The sequence below is a fragment of the Anaeromyxobacter sp. PSR-1 genome (genome assembly GCF_000964525.1).
GTDB lineage: Bacteria > Myxococcota > Myxococcia > Myxococcales > Anaeromyxobacteraceae > Anaeromyxobacter.
The window spans coordinates 1-25357 of record NZ_BAZG01000049.1; the positions used below are offsets into that span (position 1 = coordinate 1).

22 protein-coding genes are annotated in these 25357 nt (G+C 73.4%); 21 read left to right on the plus strand and 1 reads right to left on the minus strand.

Annotated elements, in window-relative coordinates; genetic code table 11:
* From PSR1_RS09970 to hemH, 15 genes are all read left to right on the plus strand, one after another.
* Positions 1-914: DUF4912 domain-containing protein (locus PSR1_RS09970; protein ID WP_237757900.1), on the plus strand; the 914-nt coding region annotated here is incomplete at its 5' end.
* Positions 915-2510: a glycoside hydrolase family 57 protein gene (locus PSR1_RS09975; RefSeq protein ID WP_059437438.1), complete on the plus strand. Its 1596-nt coding sequence runs from the start codon at positions 915-917 to the stop codon at positions 2508-2510. It begins immediately after the preceding gene.
* Positions 2511-2676: 166 nt separating this feature from the next.
* Entirely contained in the window at positions 2677-4218 is a 1542-nt protein-coding gene (gene lysS / locus PSR1_RS09980) for a lysine--tRNA ligase (RefSeq protein ID WP_059437439.1), read from the plus strand.
* A gap of 2 nt (positions 4219-4220) precedes the next feature.
* A complete protein-coding gene (locus PSR1_RS09985) occupies positions 4221-6182 on the plus strand; it encodes an ABC transporter permease (RefSeq protein WP_059437440.1) in 1962 nt (653 codons plus the stop codon).
* Positions 6182-6859, plus strand: a complete 678-nt coding sequence (locus PSR1_RS09990; RefSeq protein ID WP_059437441.1) for an ABC transporter ATP-binding protein — start codon at positions 6182-6184, stop codon at positions 6857-6859. Before PSR1_RS09985 ends, PSR1_RS09990 begins: the two co-directional genes overlap by 1 nt.
* A 101-nt stretch (positions 6860-6960) precedes the next feature.
* On the plus strand, positions 6961-9342 hold the full coding sequence (gene bamA, locus PSR1_RS09995; protein WP_059437442.1) for an outer membrane protein assembly factor BamA: 2382 nt from the start codon (positions 6961-6963) through the stop codon (positions 9340-9342).
* Positions 9343-9360: 18 nt separating this feature from the next.
* Positions 9361-9939, plus strand: a complete 579-nt coding sequence (locus PSR1_RS10000) for an OmpH family outer membrane protein (protein WP_059437443.1) — start codon at positions 9361-9363, stop codon at positions 9937-9939.
* A gap of 8 nt (positions 9940-9947) precedes the next feature.
* The gene (lpxD, locus tag PSR1_RS10005; RefSeq protein WP_059437444.1) at positions 9948-11012 is read left to right on the plus strand and encodes a UDP-3-O-(3-hydroxymyristoyl)glucosamine N-acyltransferase; all 1065 of its coding nucleotides are present in this window, start codon (positions 9948-9950) and stop codon (positions 11010-11012) included.
* A complete protein-coding gene (gene fabZ, locus PSR1_RS10010; protein WP_059437445.1) occupies positions 11009-11479 on the plus strand; it encodes a 3-hydroxyacyl-ACP dehydratase FabZ in 471 nt (156 codons plus the stop codon). Before lpxD ends, fabZ begins: the two co-directional genes overlap by 4 nt.
* Before the next feature lie 28 nt (positions 11480-11507).
* Positions 11508-12281, plus strand: coding sequence for an acyl-ACP--UDP-N-acetylglucosamine O-acyltransferase (gene lpxA / locus PSR1_RS10015; RefSeq protein WP_059437446.1), 774 nt, complete (start codon positions 11508-11510; stop codon positions 12279-12281).
* A 2-nt stretch (positions 12282-12283) separates the two neighbouring features.
* Positions 12284-13090 (plus strand): LpxI family protein, encoded by an 807-nt coding sequence (locus tag PSR1_RS10020; RefSeq protein WP_059437447.1) that lies wholly within the window; start codon positions 12284-12286, stop codon positions 13088-13090.
* Positions 13090-13377, plus strand: a complete 288-nt coding sequence (locus tag PSR1_RS10025; protein WP_059437448.1) for a DUF167 family protein — start codon at positions 13090-13092, stop codon at positions 13375-13377. Before PSR1_RS10020 ends, PSR1_RS10025 begins: the two co-directional genes overlap by 1 nt.
* 121 nt (positions 13378-13498) lie before the next feature.
* Complete coding sequence (gene hemE, locus PSR1_RS10030) at positions 13499-14551, plus strand: uroporphyrinogen decarboxylase (protein WP_059437449.1); 1053 nt, start codon at positions 13499-13501, stop codon at positions 14549-14551.
* A 10-nt stretch (positions 14552-14561) separates the two neighbouring features.
* Positions 14562-15938 (plus strand): oxygen-independent coproporphyrinogen III oxidase, encoded by a 1377-nt coding sequence (hemN, locus tag PSR1_RS10035; RefSeq protein WP_059437450.1) that lies wholly within the window; start codon positions 14562-14564, stop codon positions 15936-15938.
* Positions 15939-15973: 35 nt separating this feature from the next.
* Positions 15974-16936, plus strand: coding sequence for a ferrochelatase (gene hemH, locus PSR1_RS10040; RefSeq protein WP_059437451.1), 963 nt, complete (start codon positions 15974-15976; stop codon positions 16934-16936).
* Between the two features lie 291 nt (positions 16937-17227).
* Here hemH and PSR1_RS10045 read toward each other — a convergent pair whose 3' ends face one another.
* Positions 17228-19105: a DnaJ domain-containing protein gene (locus PSR1_RS10045; RefSeq protein WP_059437452.1), complete on the minus strand. Its 1878-nt coding sequence runs from the start codon at positions 19103-19105 to the stop codon at positions 17228-17230.
* Positions 19106-19201: 96 nt separating this feature from the next.
* Between PSR1_RS10045 and otsB the strand changes: the two genes are divergently transcribed.
* The 6 genes from otsB (at position 19202) to dxs (ending at position 25210) form a co-directional block, all read left to right on the plus strand.
* The gene (gene otsB / locus PSR1_RS10050) at positions 19202-19990 is read left to right on the plus strand and encodes a trehalose-phosphatase (RefSeq protein ID WP_059437453.1); all 789 of its coding nucleotides are present in this window, start codon (positions 19202-19204) and stop codon (positions 19988-19990) included.
* Entirely contained in the window at positions 19987-21597 is a 1611-nt protein-coding gene (gene xseA, locus PSR1_RS10055; protein WP_059437454.1) for an exodeoxyribonuclease VII large subunit, read from the plus strand. The genes otsB and xseA overlap by 4 nt, the downstream gene beginning before the upstream one ends.
* Positions 21598-21619: 22 nt before the next feature.
* Positions 21620-21901 (plus strand): exodeoxyribonuclease VII small subunit, encoded by a 282-nt coding sequence (gene xseB, locus PSR1_RS10060; protein ID WP_059437455.1) that lies wholly within the window; start codon positions 21620-21622, stop codon positions 21899-21901.
* A 22-nt stretch (positions 21902-21923) separates the two neighbouring features.
* Entirely contained in the window at positions 21924-22322 is a 399-nt protein-coding gene (locus PSR1_RS10065) for a response regulator transcription factor (protein ID WP_012525214.1), read from the plus strand.
* A gap of 76 nt (positions 22323-22398) precedes the next feature.
* The gene (locus tag PSR1_RS10070) at positions 22399-23280 is read left to right on the plus strand and encodes a polyprenyl synthetase family protein (RefSeq protein ID WP_059437456.1); all 882 of its coding nucleotides are present in this window, start codon (positions 22399-22401) and stop codon (positions 23278-23280) included.
* A gap of 19 nt (positions 23281-23299) precedes the next feature.
* The gene (gene dxs / locus PSR1_RS10075; RefSeq protein WP_059437457.1) at positions 23300-25210 is read left to right on the plus strand and encodes a 1-deoxy-D-xylulose-5-phosphate synthase; all 1911 of its coding nucleotides are present in this window, start codon (positions 23300-23302) and stop codon (positions 25208-25210) included.
* The last annotated feature ends 147 nt before the right edge of the window (positions 25211-25357 follow it).

Consider the following 25357-nt stretch of genomic DNA (forward strand, 5'->3'; position numbering starts at 1 on the left):
GTCGGCGCCAGGGCGGGCGCCGCCCCGGCCCGGGCGCGCAAGGCGGGCAAGGCTGCGACCGCGGCGGCGGCCGTGGCGGGCGCTGCGGTCGGGGCGGCGGTGGCGCCGNGGCCGGGGTCCGCGCCGGGCGGCGGAAGGTCACGGCGCGCAAGCGCGCCGCCGTCCCCGACGCCGAGGGCTTCTTCGTGGCGAGGGTGCGCGGCGAGGACGCCGTCCGCGACGCCCCGCACCCGCTGGTCGAGCCGGAGCCGGAGGACGAGGAGGCCGCCGCCGAGGAGGGCGAGGGCACGCCCTCCGGCGCGCCCGCGTACGACGAGGGGCTTGGGGAGCTGCCCTGGGGCTACGGCGACGATGCGTTCGTCGCGCTCCCCCGCGACCCGCACACGCTCTTCCTCTACTGGGACTGGTCCGGCGACACGCTGGACGCCGCGTTCCAGGGGCTGGAGCACGGGCGCTCGCAGCTGTGGGTCTTCGCGCGGAGCGGCGCGGGCTGGGAGCGCGTCCGGGTGATCGACTTCGCGCTCGAGTCGCGCGGCTACTACGTGCACGACCTCGAGCCGGGGCGGGCCTACCGCGCCGAGATCCACGTGGTCGATCGGCGGGGCGCCGAGCGCCTGCTCGCCCGTCCGTCCAACCCGGTGGGCCTGCCGCCGATCGGCCCGTCGGGCGTGGTGGACGACCGGTTCGTGCGCATCCCGTGGGACATGCCGCTCGGCCGCCTGCTCGGGCCGGGCCACGCGGGCGGCCCGTTCTCCGACGAGGTGCGCGCGCTGCTGGCGCGCCTGTCCGACTGGTCGCGCTTCGGCAGCGCGCCGGTGTGGGGCGGGAGCGCGGGCGGGATGGGGGGGCGGCCGTCGTCCCCGACCGCGGCGCCGTCGTCGCCGGGCCGGCCCGTCGAGCCGAGGGAGAAGTAGATGACCGACGTGCGCGGCTACGTGGCGCTCCAGCTCCACGCGCACCTGCCGTTCGTGCGGCACCCCGAGTACGACGACTTCCTGGAGGAGGACTGGCTCTACGAGGCCATCTCGGAGACCTACCTCCCGCTGTTGCAGGCGTTCGACCGGCTCACCGACGAGGGCGTGCCGTTCCGCGTCTCGATGACGATGACGCCGCCGCTCGTCGCCATGCTCCGCGACGAGCTGCTCATGTCGCGCTACGCGCGGCGGCTCGACAAGCTGTGCGAGCTCGCGGACAAGGAGGTCCACCGCACCCGCAAGGACGCGACGTTCCACGGCCTGGCGCTCCACTACCAGCAGGAGTTCCGGGCGCTGCGGGGGCTGTTCGGGGATCGCTACCGCCGCGACCTGGTGGGCGCCTTCAAGCGCCTCGAGGACGCGGGCCGGCTCGAGATCGTCACCTGCGGCGCGACGCACGGGTTCTTGCCGCTCATGCAGGAGTACCCGGAGGCCGTGCGCGCGCAGCTCGCGGTCGCGGTGGCGCACCACCGCCGCCACTTCGGCCGGGATCCGGCCGGCATCTGGCTGCCGGAGTGCGGCTACTTCCCCGGCCTCGACGCGTACCTGGCCGAGCAGAACATCCGCTACTTCTTCGTGGACACCCACGGCATCACCGACGCCACGCCGCGCCCGCGCTACGGCGTCTACGCGCCGGTCTACACGCCCACCGGCCCGGCCGCGTTCGGACGCGACGCCGAGTCCTCGATGCAGGTGTGGAGCGCCGAGTCCGGCTACCCGGGCGATCCCGACTACCGCGAGTTCTACCGGGACGTGGGCTGGGACCTCGACCTCGACTACGTCCGGCCGTACATCCAGCCCACCGGGCAGCGGAAGAACGTCGGCATCAAGTACTTCCGGATCACCGGCCGGACCGCGCACAAGGAGCCCTACGACCCGGGCCGCGCGCGCGAGCGGGCCGCGCAGCACGCCGGCAACTTCATGTTCAACCGCGAGCGGCAGATCGAGCACCTCGCCTCGCGGATGGGCGGCGTTCGCCCCATCGTCGTGTCGCCCTACGACGCGGAGCTGTACGGCCACTGGTGGTACGAGGGGCCGATGTTCATCGACTACCTCGTGCGGAAGACCGCCTACGACCAGCGCGTCTTCCGGCTGGCCACGCCCGGCGACTACCTGCGCGAGAACCCCGAGCAGCAGCTCGCCACGCCGCCGCTCTGCTCCTGGGGCGCCGGCGGCTACGCCGGCGTGTGGCTGGACGGGTCGAACGACTGGATCTACCGCCACCTGCACAAGGCGGCCGAGCGGATGATCGCGCTGGCGCGCGACCACAAGCAGCCCACCGAGCTGGAGCGCCGCGCGCTCTCGCAGGCGGCGCGCGAGCTCCTGCTGGCGCAGTCGTCCGACTGGGCCTTCATCATGAAGACCGGCACCATGGTGGACTACGCCATCCGGCGCACCAAGGAGCACGTGCTCCGCTTCACGCGGCTCCACGACCAGCTCCGCGCCGGCCGGATCGACGAGGGGTGGCTCGCCCACGTCGAGCAGAAGGACAACATCTTCCCCGAGATCGACTACACGGTGTACGCGCCGCGGTGACGGTCGCGCGCCGGCCGGAGCCCGTCGGCCGCCGGTCGTCGCGATCGCCCTCGGCGCGGCCGCGGCCGGGCGCATCCCGCGTTGACGCCCCGCGCCGACCCGACTAGCCTCCCCCGCACGCAGCTCCCCGGAGATTCCTCCGAGGATCCGAGAGATTCCGCACCCGATGGCCGACGAACTTGGAACGACCGAGCGCGAGATCATCGCGCAGCGTCTGAAGAAGGCCGAGGCGCTCCGCGCCCTCGGCGTGAACCCCTTCGGAAACGGCTGGCAGCCCCGCCACCTCGCGGACGAGCTGCTGCGCCGCTACGGCGACCAGCCCGCCGAGGAGATCGCGAAGGACCCGGGCGACTGGTCGCTCGCCGGTCGCGTCCTCGCGGTCCGCTCCTTCGGAAAGGCCGCGTTCCTGCGCGTCCGCGACCGCTCCGCCGAGCTGCAGGTCTGGGTGAAGAAGGACCGGGTCGGAGACCAGGCGTTCGAGGTCTTCAAGCTGCTCGACATCGGCGACATCGTGGGCGCGGAGGGCCCGGCCACCCGCACCAAGACCGGCGAGCTGACGCTGGAGGCGCGGTCGTTCACCATCCTCACCAAGGCGACGCGCCCGCTGCCGGAGAAGTGGCACGGCCTGACCGACGTGGAGCAGCGGTACCGCCAGCGCTACGTGGACCTGGTGGTCACGCCGGGCGTGCGCGAGGCGTTCGTGAAGCGCGCCCGCATCGTCTCCGGCATCCGCCGCTTCCTGGACGCGCGCGGCTACCTCGAGGTCGAGACGCCCACGCTGCACAAGCCGGAGGAGGCGGGCGGGGCGGCGGCGCGGCCGTTCGAGACGCACCACAACGCGCTCGACCTCGACCTGAAGCTCCGCATCGCCACCGAGCTGCACCTGAAGCGGCTGGTGGTGGGCGGCCTCGACCGCGTCTACGAGATCGGCCGGATCTGGCGCAACGAGGGGATCGACCGGCGCCACAACCCGGAGTTCACCTCCATCGAGTTCTACCAGGCGTACGCCACGCACGAGGACCTGATGCGCCTCACCGAGGAGCTGATGCACCAGCTCGCGGTGGAGGTGACCGGCGGGCCGGTGGTGACGTTCCAGGGCCAGGCCATCGACCTGACCCCGCCGTACCCGCGCGTGTCCATGCTGGAGGTGGGCGCGCGGGCGCTGGGGCTGGCGCCGGACGACGCGCTGGCCGGCCGCGGGCTGGCCGAGGCGCTCTCGCGCGCCGCCGCCCGGGAGAACGACTCCGAGGACGCCTGGAAGCTGGAGCAGGCCGCGAAGAAGACGCCGGGCGAGGCGGTGGCGCTCGCGTTCGAGATCTTCGGCGAGCCGCAGCTCCCCACGGACCGGCCCGCGTTCGTGGTGGACTTCCCGCTGGAGACGAGCCCGCTCTCCCGCCGGCGCGACGCCGACCCGCGGCTGGTGGACCGCTTCGAGCTGTTCGCCGCCGGGATGGAGCTCGCGAACGCGTTCTCCGAGCTGAACGACCCGGCCGACCAGCGCGCGCGCTTCGAGGCGCAGATGCGCGCCAAGGCCGCCGGCGACGAGGAGGCCATGCCCTACGACGAGGACTTCGTCCGCGCGCTGGAGCACGGCATGCCGCCCACCGCGGGCGAGGGGATCGGCATCGACCGCCTGGCCATGCTCTTCACCGACTCCGCGTCGATCCGCGACGTGATCCTGTTCCCGCTGCTGAAGTCCCGCGACTGACCTTGTCCGATCCCGTCCCGCACCGGCCCGGCTCCGAGCCCGGCCCCCGTCCGGCGCCGGCGCCCGGCGCCTCCCACGACGGCGCCGCGCACCCCGTGCCGCCGGTCTTCTCCTTCGCCGCGTTCGCGCTGGTGCTGGTCGGCGTGTTCGGCGCCGCCGCGCTCGCCCCCGTGGCCCACGCGTTCTTCGGCGACCGGCTCGGCCTGCCCACGCCGCTCGCGAGCGGCCTGGCCGCGCTCGCCGGCGCCGCGCTCGGCGGCGCGTTCGGCGCGGCGGCCGCGCGGGTGGGGCGGCGCCTCGCGTTCTACGAGCTCTCCGCCGCCACGCTGCTGTGGACCGCGGTGGTCGCGGTGCTGGTGGGCGTGCTGCCCCCCGGCGTCCGCGGCGCGGTGGGCGCGATCCAGGCGCTCGAGGCCCAGGGCACGCTGGTGGTGGTGCTCGGGCTGCTCGGGGCCGGCCTGCTCTCGGCGGTGGCGGTGTTCGCGGGGGCGAGCCTCGCGTACCTGCTGGCCGGCGCCGGCCGGGTGGACGCCTCGCTCTCCTACGAGCTGTTCGTGGCGCGCAGCCACCTGAAGCTCTCGCCGAAGGCGCTCGCGGCGCTGTTCGCGGTGGTGGTGACCGGGCTGCTCCCGGGCCTGCTGCTCGCGCTGGCCTGGTCGCTGGTCCGCGACGCGCGGGAGCGGCGCGCCTACCGCCGCGGCGAGCTGTTCCACCGCCCGCGCATGCCGGCCACGCTGCTCATGACGCTCATCTCGATCGGCGGCGTCGCCATCGGGGTGTGGGCGCTCACCGTGGTGCTCTCGGTGATGAGCGGCTTCGAGGCCGACCTGAAGAAGAAGATCCTGGGCCACACCGCGCACGGCATGGTGCTGAGCTACGGCCAGGACGACTTCGGCGACTGGCGCCGCATCCGCGAGACGGTGCTCGGGGTGCGCGGCGTCGAGGCGGCCACGCCGTTCCTCTACAACGAGGTGATGCTCTCCACCGGCCAGAACCTGACCGGCGCCATCCTGAAGGGCATCGACGTGAAGACCATCGGGTCGGTCACCGACCTGCCCGCGAGCGTGCAGGACGGCCGGCTGGAGTGGCTGGACGCGCCGGCGGAGATCCCGCTGCCCCGCGACGGCGGCGACCCCGGGAGCGCGGCGCCGGAGCGGCCGCGCCCCGGCCGCCCGCTGCCCGGCATCGTGATCGGGCGCGAGCTGGCGCACGCGCTCCGGGTCTTCGTGGGCGACCAGGTGAACCTGGTGTCGCCGTTCGGCGACCTGGGCCCGGGCGGGCCGCAGCCGAAGAGCCGGCCGTTCCGCGTGGCGGCGGTGTTCTACAGCGGCATGTACGAGTACGACTCCAAGTTCGCGTACATCTCGCTCGCCGAGGCGCAGCGGTTCTTCGGGGTCGAGACGGTCACCGGGCTCGAGGTGAAGGTGCGCGACGCCGACGCGGCGCGCTCGGTGATGGGCCGGGTGGTGTTCGCGCTGGGTGGCTGGCCCTACCGCGCCAAGGACTGGGGCGAGCTGAACCGCAGCCTCTTCTCCGCGCTGCAGATGGAGAAGGTGGTGATGGCGGTGATCCTCGGCTTCATCGTGCTGGTGGCGAGCTTCATCATCGTCGCCACGCTCATCATGCAGGTGCTGGAGAAGCGGCGCGAGATCGCGGTGCTGAAGTCGATGGGCGCCGGGGTGCCCAGCGTCATGAAGATCTTCGTGGTGGAGGGCGTGGTGATCGGGGCGGTGGGCACGGTCTTCGGCCTGCTGCTCGGCCTCGGCACCTGCCTCCTCATCGACAAGGTCGGCATCCCGCTCGACCCGGGCGTGTACTACATCTCCAACCTGCCGGTGCTGCTCGACGGCGCGCAGTTCACGCTGGTTGGGCTGGCCGCGCTCGCGCTCTCGTACCTCGCCACCATCTACCCCGCCACCAAGGCGGCCCGCCTCCACCCGGTGGACGGGCTGCGGGACGAGTGATGCAGGCCGCGCCGCTCATCCGCATCGAGGGCCTGGGGAAGACCTACCTCATGGGCGAGAAGCGCCTGGAGGTGCTCCGCGGGATCGACCTGGAGATCGCCGCGGGCGAGCTGGTGGCGCTCACCGGCCCGTCCGGCGCCGGCAAGAGCACCTTCCTGCACCTGCTGGGCGCCCTCGACGTGCCCACCCGCGGGCGGGTCCTGTTCGAGGGCGAGGACGTGTTCGGGCGCGGCGAGGACGGCCTGGCCGCGTTCCGGAACCAGACCATCGGCTTCGTGTTCCAGAGCCACCACCTGCTGCCCGAGTTCACCGCGCTGGAGAACGCCATGATGCCGGCGCTCATCCGGCGGGTGGCCCGCGGCGAGGCCCGCCGCCGCGCCGCCGAGATGCTGGAGACGGTCGGCCTGGGCGAGCGGATGGAGCACCGGCCCGGCGAGCTGTCCGGGGGCGAGCAGCAGCGCGTCGCCCTGGCCCGCGCGCTGTGCCTCCAGCCGAAGCTCCTGCTCGCCGACGAGCCGACCGGCAACCTCGACCCGCAGACCGCCGAGGGGATCCACGCCTTGCTCGCAGACCTGAACGTCCGGATGGGAATCACCGCGGTGGTGGTGACGCACAACGAGCGGCTCGCCGCGGCGCTGCCGCGCCGCCTCCGCCTGGTCCAGGGACGGCTCGCTTGACGCGCCCCGCGACCCCCGCCCCGCGTCGCCCGGCGACGGGGCAGGCCACGGCGCAAGAGTGTTTGAGGTTTTCCAGGGGCCGGTTTAGATTCCGCGGCTCCGTGACGCGCCACCTGCTCAGCGTCCCCGTCCTGCTCGCGGCGCTGCTCCTGGCCGCTGCGCCCGCGCTCGCGCGCGGCGCCGACGCCGTGCTGTCCGACGTCCGCATCGAGGGCAACCGGCGCGTCGAGGTGGACGCGATCCGCGCGACCATCTCCAGCAAGAAGGGCGAGCCGCTCGACCCCAAGAAGGTGGACCAGGACCTGCGCGGCATCATGCGCCTGGGCCTGTTCTCGGACGCGACCGCCGAGCTGGAGGGGCCGGAGGCGTCGCCCGTCCTCGTCTACAAGGTGGTGGAGCGGCCCACCGTCCACGAGGCGAAGATCGTCGGGAACGAGGCGCTCTCCAAGGACGACCTCAAGGACACCGTCGAGCTGAAGCCCTACGCGGTGCTCGACCTGGCCGTCGTCCGCAAGGACGTGAAGAAGATCCAGGAGAAGTACGTCGAGAAGGGGTACTACCTCGCCGACGTGACCTGGAAGGTCGTGGACCTCCCCGACAACCAGGCGGACGTGATCTACACCGTGGACGAGAAGGCCAAGGTCCAGGTGAAGGAGATCCGCTTCCTCGGGAACGACCACGTCCCGAAGGACGACATCACCCCGTTCATGCAGACGCAGGAGGGCAACCTCCTGTCGTTCCTGAACTCCACCGGCACGTACAAGGAGGAGGCGTTCCAGCACGACCTCCAGTCCGTCCAGGCCGTCTACATGGACAAGGGCTACGTGACGGTGAAGGTGGGGAAGCCGTCCGTCGCGCTCTCGCCGGACCGCCGGTTCCTCTTCATCACCATCCCGGTGGAGGAGGGCGAGAAGTACGACATCGGCAAGGTCGAGTTCAGCGGGCAGCTCCTCGACCGCGAGCCGGTGCTGAAGCGCATGGTCCGCACCAAGACCGGCGACCTGTTCATGCGCTCCAAGGTGGGCGCCGACATCTTCGCCATCGGCGACCTCTACAAGGACATGGGGTACGCCTACGCGAACGTCACCCCGCTGACGAACACCGACCCGAAGCGCCGCATCGTGGACATCAACTTCGAGGTGCAGCCCGGCCCGAAGGTCCACTTCGAGCGCATCGAGATCATCGGCAACGACAAGACGCGCGACAAGGTGATCCGCCGCGAGCTGCGGATCTACGAGGGCGAGCTCTACAGCGGCACCGGGATCAAGGCGTCGAAGCAGCGCATCACCGCGCTGGGCTTCTTCGAGACGGTCGAGATCACCACCAAGAAGGGCAGCAAGGACGACACCATCGTCGCCACGGTGGAGGTGAAGGAGAAGGCCACCGGCACCTTCCAGGTCGGCGCCGGCTTCTCGTCCTACGAGAACTTCATCCTCACCGGCCAGATCTCGCAGAACAACTTCTTCGGCTGGGGCCAGACGCTCTCGCTGCAGGTGCAGTGGTCGTCGATCCGCCAGCTCGGGCAGATCCAGTTCGTCGAGCCGTACTTCCTCGACACGCGCTGGACGTTCGCCTTCGACCTGTACGCGACCGAGGGCTACTACACCACGTTCACCCGGCGGGCCATCGGCGGCTCGATGACCTGGGGCTACGAGCTCTCCGGCCTCTACCCGTGGTGGTCGTTCGCGCGGAAGCTCGACGACCTGCGCCTGTTCGCCACCTACACGAACGAGTACGTGTCGGTGTCGGCCTCCGACTCCGGCCTGCTCTACGCGAACCAGTTCAAGTCCGGCACCACCAGCGCGCTGCGCCTCTCGCTGCAGTGGGACAAGCGCGACAACCGCCTGTTCCCGTCGCGCGGCTGGTTCGTCTCCACCAGCGCCGAGGCCGCCCCGCCGTTCATGGCGCCGCAGTGGGCGTTCGGCCAGAACGTGAACCTGTTCACCCGGTACGCGCTCGACGCGCGCTGGTACCGGCCGGTGTTCCTCGGCCTCATCGCCCGCGCCAAGCTGACGCTCGGCTACATCCGCAACTGGGACGCCTCGCACCAGGTGCCCATCTCCGAGCTGTACTACGTCGGCGGCATCAACTCGCTGCGCGGCTACCGCTACCTCTCCATCGCGCCGGCGGAGGACGTGGGCCGCTCGCGCAACCCGTCGTCCGCGCTCTACCCGCTGGCGGTCGGCGGCGACAAGCAGCTCGTCCTGAACCTCGAGCTCGAGTTCCCCATCGTCGAGAAGGTGGGCGTGCGCGGGGTGCTGTTCAGCGACATGGGCAACGCGTTCGCCCGCGGCAAGTTCTCCGATCCCGACGTCCCGCTGTCGCTCTACAAGTCCGTCGGGTTCGGCTTCCGGTGGTTCAGCCCCATCGGCCCGCTCCGGTTCGAGTGGGGCATCCCGCTGAATCGCCGCAAGGACAAGCTGACCGGCGAATACGTCGATCAGGCGCTCGACTTCCAGTTCACCATCGGCAACTTCTTCTGATCCACCGAAGGACCCGCCATGCGCACTCTCGCTCGCCTCTCCCTGCTGGCCCTCCTCCTCTCCGCCACCGCCGCCCGCGCCGAGGCCAAGTTCGGCTTCGTGGACCTGCAGCGCGCCATCCGCGAGGTGGACGAGGGCAAGTCCGCCACCGCCGTGCTGAAGAAGGACTTCGACGAGAAGCAGAAGGTCATCGACCAGAAGAAGGCCGAGTTCGACAAGCTCAAGACCGACTTCGACAAGCAGGCCGTGGTCATGGCCGACCAGGCGAAGAAGGACAAGGCCGCCGAGCTCGACCGGAAGGCGATGGAGCTGCAGCAGCTGTTCGTGCAGCTGCAGAAGGACCTGTCGCAGCGCGAGGGCGAGGTGATGCGCGGCATCGTGGACAAGATGACCGGCGTCATCCGCGAGATCGCCGAGGCGGACGGGTTCACCATGGTCTTCGAGCGCAACGACGCGGGCATCGTCTACGCGCCGCAGTCGCTCGACCTCACCAACGAGCTGGTCCGCAAGTACAACGCCCGCTTCGGCGCCGGGAGCAAGGCCGGCGGGCAGGCGAAGAAGGCCGAGCCGGCCAAGCCGGCCGCCGGGAAGAAGTAGGCGCGGCCGTGGCGTCCTACACGCTCGCGGAGCTCGCCGCCCGCGTCGGCGGCGAGGCGGAGGGCGACGGGAAGCTGCGGCTCGAGGGCATCGCGCCGCTCGAGGAGGCCACCGCGGCGGAGGTCTCCTTCTTCTCGAACCGCAAGTACCGCAAGGCCTTCGAGGCCTCGCGCGCCGGCGCGGTGGTGGTCGAGCCGGACGAGCAGGTCCCGGCCGGCCGCGCGGTGCTGCGCGTCGCGAACGCCTACCTCGCCTTCGCGAAGATCTCGACGCTGTTCCACCCGCCGCGCGAGGCGGTGCCGGAGGTGGCGCCGACCGCGGTGATCCACCCGACCGCCCGGGTCCACCCGAGCGCGCAGGTGATGCCGCTCGCGTGCGTGGGGCCGGACGCGCAGGTGGGCGCCCGGACCATCCTGTTCCCGGGCGTGCACGTGGCCGACGGGGCGCGGGTGGGCGAGGACTGCGTGCTGTACCACAACGTGGTGGTGCGCGAGCGCTGCGCCGTCGGCAACCGCGTCATCCTGCAGCCGGGCTGCGTGATCGGCTCCGACGGCTTCGGGTTCGCGTTCGACCCGGAGGGCGAGGGCAAGGGCCCGCGCCACTACAAGGTCCCGCAGGTCGGGAACGTGGTCGTCGAGGACGACGTGGAGCTGGGCGCGAACACCTGCGTGGACCGCGCCACCCTCGGCACCACGCGCATCGGCCGCGGCGCCAAGGTCGACAACCTGGTGCAGATCGCCCACAACGTCGAGGTCGGCCCGCTCTGCCTGCTCGTCTCGCAGGTGGGCATCGCCGGCTCCACCAAGCTCGGCATGGGCGTGGTGGCGGCCGGCCAGGTCGGCATCGTGGGCCACCTCCACATCGGCGACGGCGCGAAGATCGGCGCCCAGTCCGGCGTGTCGAGCGACCTCGAGCCGGGCGCGGCGGTCTCCGGCTCGCCGGCCCGCCCGCACGCGGAGTGGCTGAAGAGCGTGGCGGCGCTCGAGCACCTCGCCGACATGCGCAAGGAGCTGCGCCAGCTGCGCCGCGAGGTGGAGCGGCTGCGCGCCGACGCCGGCGAGGACGAGCCATGAGCGAGACCGCGGAGCGCAAACCCATCCTGGACGTGGTCGGCATCCAGAAGCTGCTGCCGCACCGGCCGCCGTTCCTGCTGGTCGACCGGGTGGTCGAGTTCGAGCCGAACAGGCGGGTGGTGGCGCTGAAGGGCGTCACCATGAACGAGCCGTTCTTCCAGGGCCACTTCCCGGCGCAGCCGGTGATGCCGGGCGTGCTCATCCTGGAGGCGCTGGCCCAGGCCGCCGCGCTGCTCGCCACCATGTCGATGAAGCCCGAGGAGGTGAACGACAAGATCACCTACCTCATGGGCATCGACGGGGCGCGCTTCCGCCGCCCGGTGGTGCCGGGCGACCGGCTCGAGCTCGAGGTCGAGGTCACGAAGCACAAGGGCGCCGTGTGGAAGCAGCGCGGCGTCGCGCGGGTCGACGGCCAGGTGGTCGCCGAGGCCGAGTTCATGGCGATGCTCGCCGACCGCGAGCAGTAGCAGAGCACCGAGGAGCACGGGCGTCATCATGGCCATCCACCCCACCGCCATCGTCGAGGCCGGCGCGCAGGTCGATCCGTCCTGCGACATCGGCCCCTACGCCGTGATCGGCCCGATGGTGCGCATGGGCCCCGGCAACTCGGTCGGCCCGCACGCGGTCGTCACCGGCCGGACCACGCTGGGCGCGTCGAACCGGATCTTCCCGCACGCGGTCATCGGCGGCATCCCGCAGGACCTGAAGTACCGGGGCGAGGACACCGCGCTCGTCATCGGCGACCGCAACACGTTCCGCGAGTTCGCCACCGTGAACCTCGGGACCGCCGGCGGCGGCGGGGTGACCCGCATCGGCTCGGGCGGCCTGTTCATGGCGAGCAGCCACATCGGCCACGACTGCAACGTGGGCGACGGCGCCATCATCGCGAACTCGGTCGCCATCGCCGGCCACGTGCTCATCGAGGACCACGTGCACTTCGGCGGGCTGTCCGCCTCGCACCAGTTCTGCCGCGTCGGGCGGCTCGCGTTCGTGGGCGGCATGACCGGCGTCGCCATGGACGTGGCGCCGTACTGCACGGTGGCGGGCGCGCGCGGCGAGCTGGCCGGCCTGAACACCATCGGCATGCAGCGCGCGGGGATGACCGAGGAGCAGATCGGCCGCGTGAAGCAGGCGTACAAGATCGTGTTCCGCTCGAGCCTCGGCCTGGCCGAGGCGATCGCGCAGCTCGACGCGGAGCTGGCCGGCCACCCCGAGACCGACCACTTCATCGCCTTCCTGAAGGGCTCGCAGCGCGGCATCACGAGGTAGCGGTGGCGACCATCGGCCTCATCGCCGGCGGCGGGCGGTTCCCCCTCCTGTTCGCGGAGAGCGCGCGCCGTGCCGGCCACCGCGTGGTGGCGGTCGCGCACAAGTCCGAGACCGACCCCGAGCTGGCGAAGCAGGTGGACGCGATCACCTGGGTGAAGCTGGGGCAGATCGGCCACCTGCTGGAGGGGCTGCGCGCCGGCGGGGCGAGCCAGTGCGTGATGCTCGGCTCCATCACCAAGAAGCGCTTCTTCGCCGACGCCATGCTCGACGCCACCGGCGTGCGGGTGCTGGCGCGCGTGGCGGTCCGCTCCGACGACAACCTGCTGCGGGCCATGGCGCGCTTCCTCGAGGAGGAGGGCGTCGCCATCACCGACCCGACCCCGTTCCTCGCCGACCGGCTCGCCCCGGAGGGCGTGCTGGGGCGGCACCAGCCGACGCCGGAGGAGCTGGAGGACGCGCGCTACGGGCTGGAGCTGGCGCGCGGCATCGGCCGGCTCGACCTCGGCCAGACCGTGGTGGTGAAGGACCGGGTGGCGCTGGCGGTCGAGGCGCTGGAGGGCACCGACGCCTGCATCCGCCGCGGCGGCGAGCTGGCGAAGTCCGGCGGGTTCGTGGTGGCGAAGGCGGTGAAGCCGAACCAGGACCGCCGCTTCGACCTGCCCGCGGTCGGCCCGGACACGGTGGTGTCGCTGCGCGAGGCGCGCGGCCGCCTGCTCGCGGTCGAGGCGGGGGCCACGCTGGTGATGGACCTCCCGCGCATGGTCGAGCTCGCCGACAAGGCGAAGATCGTGCTGCTCGGGCTGCGCTGATGGCCTGGGCGCGCGACGAGGGCGGCGCGGCGGTGCTGGAGCTGCTGGTCCAGCCGCGCGCCTCCCGCACCCGCGCCGTGGGCGAGCACGACGGCCGGCTCAAGATCCAGCTCGCGGCGCCCCCGGTGGACGGGGCGGCGAACGCCGCGCTGGTGGAGTTCCTGGCCGTGGCGCTGGGGGTCCGGCGGGCCGACGTGGTGCTCCTCCGCGGCGAGACCGGTCGGCGGAAGACGGTCCGGGTGGCCGGGATCACCGCCGCGGCCGCGGTCGCGGCGCTGGCGTCCTGACCCGGCCGCCCGCACGGCCGGCCGCCCCCGGTCCCCGGGCGCCGGGGGCGGGGAGGGCCCGCCGGCGGGTCACGGGAACATGGACCCGAACGGTGTGTGTTTCGAGGGGACCTGGACTAAGATGGCGGCCCCCATGACCCACCCATTCCTCGCCGCGTGCCGTCGTGAGCCCGTCGACCGCGTTCCCGTCTGGATGATGCGCCAGGCCGGCCGCTACCAGCCGTCCTACCGCGCCATCCGCCAGAAGGTGAGCTTCCTCGAGCTGTGCCGCTCGCCGGAGCTCATCGCCCAGGTGACGGTCGCGCCCATCGACGAGTTCGGCTTCGACGCCGCCATCCTGTTCTCCGACATCCTGGTCCACCTGCCGGCCATGGGCCTCGACCTCTCGTTCGAGAAGGGCGAGAAGGGCAAGGGCGACGGCGGGCCGAAGATCGGCAACCCGGTGCGCACCCGCGCCGACGTGGACGCGCTGCGCGTGCCGGTCCCGAAGAAGGACCTGCAGTACGTGCTCGACGGCGTGCGCGCCATCCGCACGGCGCTCGCCGACCGCGTGCCGCTCATCGGCTTCGTGGGCGGGCCGTTCACGGTGGCGAGCTACGCCGTCGAGGGCGGGAGCCAGGGCTTCACCCGGCTGAAGACCATGCTGTACGCCGAGCCGGCGACCGCGCACGCGCTGTTCGAGAAGCTCACCCAGGCCGCGATCGTGCAGATCGAGGAGCAGGTGGCGGCCGGCGCGCAGGCGGCCCAGATCTTCGAGAGCTGGCTGGGCGAGCTGGCCCGCGAGGACCTCGAGGAGTTCAGCTTCCCGTACCTCGCCCGCATCGCCGAGGCGGTGCGGAAGACCGGCGTGCCGTCGATCCTGTTCTCCACCGGCACCACCGCGCACCTCGAGCGGATGGCGAAGCTCGGCTACGACGTCATCTCGGTGGACTGGCGCATCCCCATCGACGAGGCGCGCGCCCGGCTGCCGGGCGTGGCGGTGCAGGGCAACTACGACTCGACGCTGCTCCTCGGGCCGCGCGAGGTGGCGGTGGCCCGGGCCCAGCAGCTGCTCCGGGCGGCCGGGCCGACCCCCGGTTACATCTTCAACCTCGGCCACGGGATCCAGGTGGGGACCCCGACCGAGAACGTGAAGGCGGTGGTGGACGCGGTCCACGCCTTCGGGTGGAAGTGAGGCGATCGGCGTGATCCAGATCCCGTCCACGCAGCTCATCAAGAAGTACGACCGGCCCGGGCCGCGCTACACCAGCTACCCGACGGCGCCGGAGTGGACCGAGGCGTTCGGGCCGGCGCAGTACGTCGAGCACCTGGCGCGCGCGAACCAGCAGGGCGGCCCGCTCTCCATCTACGTGCACCTCCCGTTCTGCCGGGAGATGTGCCGCTTCTGCGGCTGCAACGTGGTGGCGACGCACGACCGCACGCGCGCCGACGCCTACCTCGACGTGCTCGAGAAGGAGGTCGCGCTGGTGGCGGCGAAGCTGCCCGACCGGCGCGCGGCCTCGCAGCTCCACTGGGGCGGCGGCACGCCGACGTTCCTCGACGAGAAGCAGCTGGTGCGCTGCCACGACATCCTGGCGCGCCACTTCACCTTCACGTCCGACGCCGAGAAGGCGATCGAGATCGACCCGGCCATCACCACCCGCTCGCAGATCGAGGTGCTGGCGAAGCTCGGGTTCAACCGCATCTCGATGGGCGTGCAGGACTTCGACGCGCGGGTGCAGGAGGTGGTCGGGCGCATCCAGGGCGAGAAGGAGACCGCCGACCTGGTGCAGGCCGCGCGCGACAACGGCTTCAAGGGCGTCAACCTCGACCTCATCTACGGGCTGCCCTACCAGACGCCGGACACCTGGAAGAAGACGCTCGAGCGCATCCTCGCCATCCACCCGGACCGCATGGCGGTGTTCGGCTTCGCCTACGTGCCGTGGTCGAAGCCGCACCAGCGCCTGCTGCCGCAGGAGGCGCTGCCGAAGACCGAGCAGCGCGTCGAGCTGTTCCTGTCGGCGGTGGAGGCGTTCACCGGCGCCGGGTACCGGCTCATCGGGCTCGACCACTTCGCGCTGGAGTCGGACGAGCTGGCGGTGGCCCAGAGCGGCGGGTACCTGTACCGCAACTTCCAGGGCTACACGGTCCGCCCGGCCGACGACACCGTGGCGTTCGGGATGACCTCGATCTCGGACATCGGCGGCGCGTACGCGCAGAACGCGCACAAGCTGAAGGACTGGGAGGCGAAGGTCGACGCCGGGGTGATCCCGGTGGACCGCGGCGCCTCCATGTCCGCGGACGACGTGATGCGGCGGTTCACCATCAACCGCGTCATGTGCCTGCTCCGCCTCGACCTCCGCGAGATCGCGGAGAAGTTCGGGCCGGAGGGCCGGGCGGCCATCGAGGCCGACCTGCGCGCGGGCGTGAAGGAGCTGGAGGACGACGGGCTCGTCACGTTCGACGGCGACGTGCTGAAGGTGACGCCGCTCGGGCAGCTCCTGGTCCGCAACGTGGCCATGCTGTTCGACGCCTACCTCAAGAAGGAAGGCGGCAAGAAGCAGTTCTCGCGCACGGTGTAGCCGCGGGCGCCGACGCGCCGCCGCCGGGGAGCCGCATGAGCCACACCGCCGTCTTCCTCATGAACCTCGGCGGGCCGAGGAACCTCGCGGAGGTCGAGCCGTACCTCTACGAGCTGTTCTCCGACCCGCTGGTGATCACGGCGCCGTTCGGCCCGTTCCGCAAGCCCATCGCGAAGCTCATCTCGCGCACGCGCGCGCCGTCGTCGGCGGAGAAGTACCAGCTCATCGGCGGCAAGTCGCCGCTGGTGGAGGGCACCGAGGCGCAGGCGCGCGCGCTCCAGGCCGCGCTCGGCCCCGGGTACTCGTGCCACCTCGCCATGCGCTGCGGGCACCCCAACACCGAGGAGGGCGTCCGCGACGCGCTCGCCGCGGGGGCCACCCGCGCGGTGGCGCTGCCGCTGTACCCGCAGTACGCGAACGCCACCACGCTCAGCTCGCTGCTGGAGCTGCGCCGGCTCTGGCCGAAGGATCGCCCGCTCGCCGAGGTCTGCACCTGGCACGACCACGAGGGCTACCTGGACGCCTCGGCCGCCGCGCTGCGCGAGACGCTGGAGCGCGTCCCCGCCGCGCTGCGCGGCCGCACGCGGGTGGTGTTCAGCGCGCACGGCCTGCCCATGAGCCAGGTGCGCAAGGGCGACCCGTATCCGAAGTACGTCGAGCACTCCGCCCGCGAGACCGCGCGCCGCGCCGGCGCCGCCGACTGGCAGCTCACCTACCAGAGCCGCGTCGGCCCGGCGAAGTGGCTCGGCCCCGACACGGTGAAGTACCTCGAGGCCAGCGCGAAGGACCTCGCCATCGTCGCCGTGCCCATCGCGTTCGTCTCGGAGCACCTCGAGACGCTCTACGACATGGACATCCTGGCGAAGGAGGCCGCCGAGAAGGCCGGCGCCGCGCTCTACCTGCGCGTGCCCGCCCTCGGGGTCCGCCCCGACTTCATCGCCGCGCTCGCCGGCGTGGTGCACGAGGGCGAGAAGGCGTCGCGGACGGTGGCGGCGTAGGGGCGCCGGTTCCGGAGGTGGTTCCACTCCGGGCCGCTGTGGCTCCGGCGGTTCCGGCGGCCGACTCGCCCGACGCCGCCTCGTCGGAACCCGGGCGCGTCGTTTCATTTCATGCGCCTGTGCCCAGCCGGGTCGAGGCCGCGGGTCATTCAGAGTCCGCTCGCAGTGAGCCTGTCGAACTGCGAGCGGTGGAGCCTGGCGCGAAGCCCAGCTCCGTGGACTGGCTCGACGGCGACCTGTCCCGCGGCGCGCGCGGTCGCCGTGAGACCGACGTGCGGCCTCCCGGCCCGCTCACGCCGCGTTCAGCCGGTGCAGCACCTGCTTCAGCAGCTCGCGGTCGGGCTGCGCCTTCAGCGCGGCGAGCGTCACCCGGCGCGCCTCCGCCACCTCGCCCAGCGCGGCCTCGGCGAGCGCCAGCACCGCGGCGGCGCGGCCGCCGTCGGGGGCGAGCGAGAGCGCCTTCCTCGCCTGGCGGCGCGCCTCCTGCGCCCGCTCGCCGGGGGGGAGCGCGGGATCGTGCAGCGCCGCGAAGCCGAGCATGGCCAGGTACTCGGGCTCCCGCGGGTTCCGCTCCACCGCCTCGCGGAACGCGGCCAGCGCGTCGGAGATGCGCCGCGCGCGCAGCGCGCGCTCGCCGCGCTTCAGCGCGATCTCCGCCGCCACGTCGATCCCGGGGCGGCGCACGCCGGACAGCTCGTAGCGCAGCATCAGGAACGACAGGTACGCCTCGCGCTTCTCGGGGGTGGACAGCACCTTGTACGCGGCGGTCACCTTGTCCTGCACCGCGGCGAGCAGGTCCTCGAGATCGCCCACCTCGAACTGCGCGAACGCGTCGGGGTGGAAGCGGCCGGCGACCTCGCGGTAGGCGGCCTCGATCTCCGCGGGCCCGGCGGAGATGTCCACCCCGAGCGCGCGGAAGTAGCTGCCGGGCAGGATCTGCAGCGCCGCCTGGCGCACCGCCTCGGCGCGGTCGGCGGGCAGGGGGCGGCGGCGGGGCGGGGCGGGCGCGTTGCCGTACACGGCGTCGCCGGCCTCCGGCGCCTCGTGGAACGCCACCGCGCCCACCATCGACAGGAACCACAGCAGCGTGAGCGCGTCGCGCAGCTCGGTGCGCCGGGCCTCCAGCCAGTCGCGCATGCGGGTCCGGCCGTCGATGGAGACCGCCAGGCGCAGGTCGCCGCTGGAGAGGCCGGCCGCGGGGAGGATCTGCTGGAAGTCACCGGTCCGGACCGGGTACGCGTCGGTGACCGCGCGCAGCGCCTCGGAGAAGTGCCGCGCCGGGATGCCGCCGCGGGCGCCCTCGAGGATGGCGCGCAGCGGGAGCACCGGCGTGGCGTGGACCTCCCCGGCGAACTCGCCGCCGGCGTGGAAGCGCCACCGGCCCTCGCGCGCGCCGACCGCCCGCGCCGCCAGCGCCTCCAGGTGCGCGCGCAGCGCCGCCGAGAGCGGCTCGCCGGGCTCGAGCACGCCCGCCGCCACCAGCGCGGCGCCGGGGCTGAGCCCGCTCGCCATCCCCTCCACCGCCGCGCGCTGCGCGGCCGCGTCGATCCGCCCGGCCTCGCGCAGCCAGCGCAGCAGCGCGTCGGCGGGGTCGTCGGACTGGAGCGCCACCGGCGCCCCGCGCTGGAAGAAGATCCGCTGCGCCGGCCCGGCCGGCTGCTCCAGCACCAGCACCCCCTCCGCCGCCGAGCGCCAGATCTGGTGCAGCAGCCGGGCCACCACGCCCGGCCGCACCTCGCCGCGCGCGGCGGGCGCCCGCGACAGCACCAGCGCCGCGCCCCGCAGCCGGGCGCGCGCGGCGGCGGCGGCCTGCGCCACGAGCTGCTGGACCTTGTCCACCAGCTCGCGGCGCGTGGGATCGGCCACGTAGGCGTTCGGCTTCAGGGGGAGCACCGCGGCGAGCCCGCGCGCCTTGCCCAGGTGCTCCTTGTCCGCGATCACCAGCAGCGCGCGGGGATCGGCGGCGCGGAGCTGCTGCGCCAGCGGGCCGGCCGGTCCCGCGGCGAGGTCCGCCGCGAGCACGACCGCGTCCGCCCGCTGCGCGGCGTACAGCTCGAACACCTGCTGGGGGTCCTCGGGGGCGACCGCCTCCAGGCCGGCGTCCGCGAGGCTCCGGGCGACGAACTCGCGCGTGGCCGGGTGTCCCTCGGCGACCAGGATGCGTGGCACGCGCCGATTGTACGTGCCTTCCCCGGCCGGACGAAGATCTCCGGGCGCACCGCGCGGGCCGGCGCGCCGGGATGCTAGACTCGGCGGCCCCGCGCCATGAAGGATCTCCTCCACCCCCGCCATCGCGCCGCGCTCGACCGCTTCCTGGGAGAGGGGGCGCGCCGCCCGGTCCTGCTCGCCTTCGACTACGACGGCGTCCTCGCCCCGATCGTCAAGGATCCCTCCGGCGCCCACATGCGCCCCTCCACCCGCGCGCTCCTGGCGCGGCTGGCCAGGCTGTATCCGGTGGCGGTGGTCTCGGGGCGCGCCTGGCGCGACACCCACCGGTTCGTGGGCGACGTGGTCCCGACGGTGGTGGGCAACCACGGCTTCGAGCTCGGGCACCCGGTCCCGGTCCCGGCCCGCGTGCTGCGGACCGTGCGCGGCTGGCGGCGGCAGCTCGAGGCGGCGCTGGACGGGGTGCCGGGCGTCCACTTCGAGGACAAGCGCTCCACGCTCGCGATCCACTACGGGCTGGGGCGGGCGTGGCGCCGCTCCGAGCAGGCCGTGTACGAGGCCGCCAACCAGCTCGCCGGCACCCGGCTCATCCCCGGCAAGAAGGTGCTGAACGTGCTCCCGCACGATTTCCCGTCGAAGGGCGACGCGGTCCGCGCGCTGCTCGCGCGCCTCGGCTGCGACGCGGCGCTCTACGCGGGCGACGACGTCACCGACGAGGATGCGTTCGCGGTGGGCGAGCCGCTCGTGTTCGGCGTGCACGTGGGCCGCGGGCGCACGCTCGCGCCCTGGTGCCTGCGCACGCAGGAGGACGTGGACGCGCTGCTGCAGCGGCTGGTGGAGGCGCGCGCGGGGGTGCGGCCGCTGCGGCGGGCGGGGCGGGCGCGGTGAGCCGGCCGAAGCCACCCGGCGCCGGCGCCACCGGCGACCTGTTCGCCCGCGCCGCGGAGCGGGCCGCGGCCGAGCGCGCCCACGCCGAGCGCGTCAGCGCGGAGCGTTCCGACGCCGAGCGCGTGAGCGCGGAGCGTTCCGACGCCGAGCAGGCCCGCGCCGCCGAGCGCGAGCGCGCCGCGGTGGAGCGGGCCCTGCCGCGCCCGTACACCGTCCGGGAGCTGACCCGCGCGCTGAAGATCGCGGTCGAGCCGCGCTTCCGCGACGTGTGGGTGGCGGGCGAGGTGGCGAACCTGCGCCGGCAGGCGAGCGGCCACGTCTACTTCTCGCTGAAGGACGACGACGCGGTGATCGGCGCGGTGATGTGGGCCTCGCAGGCGCGCCGGCTGGCCTTCGCGCCCGCCGAGGGCCTGGAGGTCCTGGCCCGCGGCTTCGTCGAGATCTACCCGCCGCACGGCAAGTACCAGCTCGTGGTGCAGGAGCTGGAGCCGCGCGGGGCCGGGGCGCAGGCGCTCCAGCTCCAGCAGCTCAAGGAGCGGCTCCAGGCCGAGGGGCTGCTCGATCCGGACCGCAAGCGCCCGCTGCCGTTCCTCCCGGCGCGCGTCGGCGTGGCCACCAGCCCGACCGGCGCGGCCCTCCGCGACCTCCTGCGCGTGCTCCACGCCCGCTTCCCCTCGGCGCCGGTGCTGATCGCGCCCTGCCGCGTGCAGGGCGAGGGCGCGGCCGCGACCGTGATCTCCGCGGTGCGCGCGCTCTGCCGCGCCGGGGTGGACGTCGTGGTGGTGACGCGCGGCGGCGGCTCGCAGGAGGACCTCTGGGCGTTCAACGACGAGCGGCTGGCGCGCGCCATCGCCGCCTGCCCGGTGCCGGTGATCTCGGCCGTCGGGCACGAGGTGGACGTCACCGTTGCCGACCTCGTCGCCGACGTGCGCGCCGCCACCCCGACCCACGCCGCGCAGCTGGTGGTGCCGGTGCGGGACGAGCTGCTCGAGCGGGTGGCCGCGCTCCGCGCGCGGCTGGTGCGGGCGGAGGCCGGCGCGGTGGAGGGGCGGCGCCGCACGCTGCGCGCGCTCCGGGCCGAGCTGGCCGACCCGAAGCACCTGCTCTCGCGCGAGCGCCACCGGCTCGACGACCTCGCCCACCGGGCCGAGGCGGCGGTGCGCGGTCCGCGGCGCCGCGAGCGGGCCGCCCTGGACGCCCTGCGCGCCCGCCTGGCCCGGCTCGAGCCGCGGGCACGGGTGCGCGCGCTCCGGGCACGGATGGAGTCGGCGACGCGCCGCCTGGGGGGCTGGCAGGCGGCCTACTTCCGCCGGGAGGCGATGCGGCTCGAGCGGCTGGGGGCGCGGCTCGAGCCGGCCAACGTCGCGAAGCTGCTGGCGCGCGGCTTCGCGCTCGCCCTGCGCGACGGGCACCTGCTCCTGCGCAGCGCCGACGCGCAGGTGGGAGACGCGGTGCGGCTTGCCCTCGCGGAGGGCTGGCTCGATGCTCGCATCACCGGCCGGGATGCAGGAGAGGACCCATTGCCGGGCCGGGCGGCGCCCGCGGGGGAACCCGAACGGCCCGGCCACGGCGGGGAGGCCGTTGACCCCCCTTTGCGGCGTCGTTAAGTAAGGAAATCGCGGAGGAAGCGTGAGCGAGGCGAGCGAGGGTCGAGCGGAGACCGAGGCGGCGGGCGCCGCGGAGCCTTACGATGCGCTGGTGGCGCGCCTGGAGCGCGTCGTCGGCGACCTGGAGTCCGGGCAGCTCACGCTGGAGCAGTCCATCGAGCGGTTCGCGGAGGGTGTACGGCTGGCGAAGGAGGCGTCGCGGAAGCTGGACGACGCCGAGCGCCGGGTGGAGCTGCTGGTGCGCGGCGCGGACGGGGACGACGAGGCGGTTCCGTTCGAGCCGGAGGGCGGCCGGGGCCCGTGAGGCGATGACGGCCGAGCCACGCATGCGCAAGCCGAAGGTCATCATCGTCGACGACGACCGCGACACGCGCGAGATGCTGACGCTCGCGCTGGAGCTGGAGGGGTTCGACGTGGGCCAGGCGGCGAACGGCCTGCGGCTCATCTCCGCCATGCACGTGGACCGGCCGGACGTGATCCTGCTCGACGTGATGATGTCGTGGATCGACGGGTTCGAGCTGTGCCGCGCCATCAAGAAGAACCCGACCTTCGGGGACATCCCGGTGATCTTCATCTCGGCGCGCAAGAGCGCCGACGACGAGCGCGCCGGCATCGAGGCCGGGGCGGTGGACTACTTCCCGAAGCCCCTCGACATGGACCGGCTGGTCGCCCGGATCCGCGAGATCCTCGACCAGCGCGCCGGCGCGGTTCCGACCCCGGCCTAGGCCCCCCGCCGCGCCCCCGGCCAGCGACGCCGGCGGGCGATCCGGCCGCGCCGCTTGTGCTAAAAGGTCCGTCACCTTGACGACCCCCTTCCCGATCGAGGCGTACCTGCGCAGCGTGGCGGAGCGCGTCGAGCCGCGCCTGGCCGCGCTCGCCGACGCGCGCGCGCCGGGCGGCCCGCGGCGGCTGGTGGAGGCGATGCGGTACGCGCTGCTCGGCGGCGGCAAGCGCATGCGGCCGGCGCTGGTGCTCGCCGCCTGCGAGGCCCACGGCGGCGACGCGTCCGACGGCTCGCTGGCCATGCGCTTCGCGGTGGCGCTCGAGGCCATCCACACCTACTCGCTCGTCCACGACGACCTGCCGGCCATGGACGACGACGACCTGCGCCGCGGCCGGCCCACCGTGCACCGGGCGTTCGACGAGGCCACCGCGGTGCTGGTGGGGGACGGGCTGCAGTCGCTCGCGTTCGCGCACCTCCTCGCCTCGCCCGACCCCGCCGCGGCGCCGCTCGCCCGGCTGCTCGCCGAGAACGCGCAGCTCATGGTGGAGGGGCAGGCCCGCGACATGGCCGGCGAGCACGCCCGCCTGGGCGAGGCCGAGGTCATGGAGCTGATGCGCACCAAGACCGGCGCCCTGCTCGCGGTCGCCGTCGCGGGCGGCGCGCGCTGCGCCGGCGCCTCCGCCGAGGCGGTCTACCCCGTGGGCCTGAAGCTCGGGCTCGCGTTCCAGATCGCCGACGACCTGCTCGACCTCACCGCCGACGCGGCCACGCTGGGCAAGCGCGCCGGCAAGGACGCCGCCGCCGGGAAGTCCACGCTGCACGCGGTGGTCGGGGTGGAGGAGGCCCGCCGCCGCGCCGAGGCGCTGCTCGCCGAGGCGCTCGCGGCGCTCGAGCCGCTCGGGCCGCGCGGCGAGGCGCTCCGCGCGCTGGCGCGGTTCGTCCTCGCCCGCAAGAAGTGATGGAAGGAGAGGAGACCCCATGGGCCGCCTGCTGGACACGATCGACTCGCCCGCCGACCTGAAGAAGGTTCCGGTCGAGCAGCTCCCCGCGCTCTGCCAGGAGATCCGCGAGCAGATCATCCAGACCTGCGCCCGGAACGGCGGCCACCTCGGCTCGTCGCTCGGCGCGGTGGAGATCAACGTCGCGCTGCACCACGTCTTCGCGTCGCCGCAGGACAAGCTGGTCTGGGACGTGGGCCACCAGGCCTACGCGCACAAGCTGCTCACCGGCCGGCGCGAGGCGTTCCGCACCATCCGGACCGAGGGCGGCCTGGCGGGCTTCCCCGAGCGGCACGAGTCGGCGCACGACGCGTTCGGCGTGGGGCACGCGTCCACCGCCATCAGCGCCGCGCTCGGCATGATCGAGGCGAAGCGCGTCACCGGCGAGCCGGGCAAGGTGGTGGCGGTGGTGGGCGACGGCGCCATGACCGGCGGCGTGGCGTTCGAGGGCCTGAACCAGGCCGGCTACCTCGGGCGCAACCTGCTGGTGGTGCTGAACGACAACGAGATGTCGATCTCGCCCAACGTGGGCGCGCTCTCGGAGTGGTTCTCGAAGAAGTTCGCCTCGCGCACGTACAACCGCTGGCGCCGCCAGGTGAAGGAGTTCCTGGAGAGCGTGCCCAAGGGCCCGGAGGCGATCGGGATCATCCGCCACGGCATCAACGCCACCAAGGCGCTCGTCACCCCCGGCATCCTGTTCGAGGGGCTCGGCTTCCACTACGTCGGCCCGGTGGACGGCCACGACGTGAAGGGGCTGGTGGAGACGTTCCAGAAGCTCGCCGTGTTCGACGGCCCGGTGCTGCTGCACGCCATCACCACCAAGGGCAAGGGCTACCACCCGGCCGAGTCGGACAAGGCCACCCGCGGCCACGGCCTGTCCTTCTTCGACGTCGCCACCGGGAAGCCGGTGAAGAAGTCGCCCGGGGCGAAGGCCTACACCGACCTGTTCGCCGAGGCGCTCTGCGAGGAGATGGAGCACGACCCGCGCGTCGTGGCCATCACCGCGGCCATGCTGGAGGGCACCGGGCTCATCAAGGCGAAGCAGCGCTTCCCGGACCGCACCTACGACGTGGGCATCGCCGAGCAGCACGCGGTCACCTTCGCGGCGGGCCTCGCCTGCGAGGGGATCCGGCCGGTGGTGGCCATCTACTCGACGTTCCTGCAGCGCGCCTACGACCAGATCATCCACGACGTGGCGCTCCAGAAGCTGCCGGTGACGTTCGCGCTCGACCGCGGCGGCCTGGTCGGCGCCGACGGCAAGACGCACCAGGGCGCGTTCGACCTCGCCTACCTGCGCTGCGTCCCGGGGCTGGTGCTCATGGCGCCCTCGGACGAGAACGAGCTGCGCCACATGCTGCACACCTCGCTGCAGCACGACGGCCCGGCGGCCCTCCGCTACCCGCGCGGCGCCGGCGAGGGGGTGGCGCTCGAGCCCGCGCGCGTCCTCGAGATCGGGAAGGGGCGGCTGGTGCGGAACGTGCCGGGCAAGCCCGACGTCTGCGTGGTCGCGGCCGGCACCACGCTGAAGGCCGCGCTCGCGGCGGCCGAGGCGCTCGCCGCCGAGGGCGTCGCGGCCACGGTGATCGACCCGCGCTTCGTGAAGCCGCTCGACGAGGAGCTGGTCTGCGCCGAGGCGGCCCGCGCGAAGCGGGTGGTCACGGTGGAGGAGGGGTGCCTCGCCGGCGGCTTCGGCACCGCGTGCCTGGAGGCGTTCGAGCGCCGCGGCCTGCTCGAGGCCGGGCTGGGGGTGCGGCGCCTCGGCATCCCCGACGAGTTCATCACCCACGCCGAGCAGTCGAGGCAGCGCGCCTGGGTGGGCATCGACGCCGACGCGATCGCCGCGGCCTGCCGCGCCCTGGTGGGCGACCGCAAGGCGCGCGGGGTGGCGTAGGCCGGCGGGGCGCCGGTGAGCGCGCTGCAGGGCGCAGCCCCGAAGCAGCCGGTCGCGGTCGCTGACCGCGCGCCGCCAGGCGCGCCCGCGGGGACCTCGCGCGAGCCCGCGAACGCGGGCGCGCGAGGTCACGGGCCCCCGCGCGGC

Coding starts and splice junctions, on each gene's coding strand:
- PSR1_RS09975 (WP_059437438.1), top strand. CDS start 915: ATGACCGACGTGCGCGGCTACGTGGCGCTCCAGCTCCACGCGCACCTG.
- lysS (WP_059437439.1), top strand. CDS start 2,677: ATGGCCGACGAACTTGGAACGACCGAGCGCGAGATCATCGCGCAGCGT.
- PSR1_RS09990 (WP_059437441.1), top strand. CDS start 6,182: ATGCAGGCCGCGCCGCTCATCCGCATCGAGGGCCTGGGGAAGACCTAC.
- PSR1_RS10000 (WP_059437443.1), top strand. CDS start 9,361: ATGCGCACTCTCGCTCGCCTCTCCCTGCTGGCCCTCCTCCTCTCCGCC.
- fabZ (WP_059437445.1), top strand. CDS start 11,009: ATGAGCGAGACCGCGGAGCGCAAACCCATCCTGGACGTGGTCGGCATC.
- lpxA (WP_059437446.1), top strand. CDS start 11,508: ATGGCCATCCACCCCACCGCCATCGTCGAGGCCGGCGCGCAGGTCGAT.
- PSR1_RS10025 (WP_059437448.1), top strand. CDS start 13,090: ATGGCCTGGGCGCGCGACGAGGGCGGCGCGGCGGTGCTGGAGCTGCTG.
- hemE (WP_059437449.1), top strand. CDS start 13,499: ATGGCGGCCCCCATGACCCACCCATTCCTCGCCGCGTGCCGTCGTGAG.
- hemH (WP_059437451.1), top strand. CDS start 15,974: ATGAGCCACACCGCCGTCTTCCTCATGAACCTCGGCGGGCCGAGGAAC.
- otsB (WP_059437453.1), top strand. CDS start 19,202: ATGAAGGATCTCCTCCACCCCCGCCATCGCGCCGCGCTCGACCGCTTC.
- PSR1_RS10065 (WP_012525214.1), top strand. CDS start 21,924: ATGCGCAAGCCGAAGGTCATCATCGTCGACGACGACCGCGACACGCGC.
- dxs (WP_059437457.1), top strand. CDS start 23,300: ATGGGCCGCCTGCTGGACACGATCGACTCGCCCGCCGACCTGAAGAAG.